Origin of the sequence: Psychromonas hadalis ATCC BAA-638 (assembly GCF_000420245.1) — a bacterium.
Classification (GTDB): Bacteria; Pseudomonadota; Gammaproteobacteria; order Enterobacterales; family Psychromonadaceae; genus Psychromonas; species Psychromonas hadalis.
In genome coordinates, this window is the sequence record NZ_ATUO01000301.1 from 1 (window position 1) to 1,861 (window position 1,861).

Genomic DNA, 1,861 nt, shown 5'->3' on the forward strand with positions numbered 1-1,861 from the left:
CAGTCACTTAAGGCTTTTTGGAAACAATTTATCGCAAGTTATTTTGTAACGATTTCATCAGGCTTTTTGAAAACAATTTAGCGCAAGTTATTGTGCGACGATTCCTAAACTGCGCTTTTTCGCCTTGAACTAGGCATAAATGGCTTAGCCCTGAGCATTTACAGTTTATTTTGCATTAAAACATCTAAAATTAAAAGATGTATAATAATTATAACTCTTTTAATTTTCTGAGATAAATAATGGATTTTTTCTCCTTTGATAGCACATGGCAAGAAAGCACGCTTTATGTGGTGCTTTCTGCAACGCTCTATTTCTCCCTATTAGTCGCTACCTCTTTACGTGTCATTATTAAAAGAAAACCGATCGGTATTTCTCTGGCGTGGCTATTTCTCATCTATGCTCTGCCCCTATTTGGTATTGCCAGCTATTTTATTTTTGGTGAATTGCATCTTGGAAAAAAGCGTGAAAAACGCAGTGAAGAGATGGCGGGAGATTTTAAATACTGGTTAAAAAATGAGGTGCAAAGAAACCGCTTACCAGGGCATTTAAGCTCTCCCGCAGTGTCGTCAATGCAACGCTTTGTTGAATCTTATACTGGCATGCCGATGATGTTAGGTAATGAACTGCACCTATTATCATCTACAGAGCAGATTTTAATTGAACTGACAGAACAGATTAAAGAAGCTAAAACACGTTGTTATCTTATGTTCTATATTTGTAATGAGGGTGGTTTGGTTGAACCGCTGTTAGCCGCTTTAATGCAGGCGGCAGAGCGTGGTGTGGAGTGTAAATTACTGCTTGATTCGGTGGGTAGCCATGATTTTTTCAAAGGCTCTAAGCCACAGAAACTGCGTAAGTCGGGTGTTGAAGTCGTTGAGGCATTGCCCGTTGGTGCATTTCGTTTGCTCTTTCAACGTCAAGATTTACGTATGCATAGAAAGTTGGTGTGTATTGATGATGCGGTTGCTTATACAGGCAGCATGAACTTAGTTGATCCCGCTTATTTTAAAAAAGATCAAGGCGTGGGTGAATGGATAGACATTATGGTGCGCTGCAAAGGGCCTGTTATTCAGCAGATGCAGGGACTATTTAGCTGGGATTGGTACCTTGAAACCAATCAAAAAATTCCCCTGCCAACCTCGGAGGCAGATCGTTTCCCTGTGATGGGTAAGCAGCATGCACAGCTTATTCCATCAGGACCGGGCTTTGGTCGTGCCAGTATTCATCAAGTTCTCTTAACCGCTATTTATGAGGCCAAATATAGCCTGGTATTAACCACGCCCTATTTTGTGCCCGATGAAAGCTTATTAGCTGCCTTGCAAGTGGCCGCACTACGCGGTGTTGATGTAAAAATAATTTTACCCGCTAAAAATGATTCCTTTATGGTGAAATATGCTTCACGCGCTTTTTTTGAAGAGTTATTAATGTCTGGGGCAAAAATTTATAAGTTCTACGGTGGTCTATTACATACTAAAAGTATTGTGGTTGATGAAAAAATAGCGTTAGTGGGTACGGTTAATTTAGACAGACGCAGCTTTTGGCTTAACTTTGAGATGACCATGTTAATTGATAACAGCGAGTTTGCTGGGGAAATGTTAACCACACAGATGCACTATCTTTTAGCATCGAAGCAGTTAACACTCAATGAATGGAATCAACGTCATTACTTGAAAAGGTTACTAGAGAACTCTGTCTACCTGTTTAGCCCTCTTTTATAGTGAGATAAAATAATGGTAACTACTCAGGTCGTTGCTATTTAAGATTTATTCACATTAAAGCTTCAGTTATCTATGATAACCGTGTTGAAAAATGCTCACAAATTTATCGGGAATAAATTTGAACATCCGCAGGATGGCCCGTA

Annotated in this window: 1 protein-coding gene; it reads left to right on the forward strand. The window is 39.7% G+C overall.

Annotated elements, in window-relative coordinates:
• The first annotated feature begins 239 nt into the window (after positions 1 to 239).
• Positions 240 to 1,718 (forward strand): cardiolipin synthase, encoded by a 1,479-nt coding sequence (gene cls, locus G322_RS0119040; RefSeq protein ID WP_022943250.1) that lies wholly within the window; start codon positions 240 to 242, stop codon positions 1,716 to 1,718.
• The last annotated feature ends 143 nt before the right edge of the window (positions 1,719 to 1,861 follow it).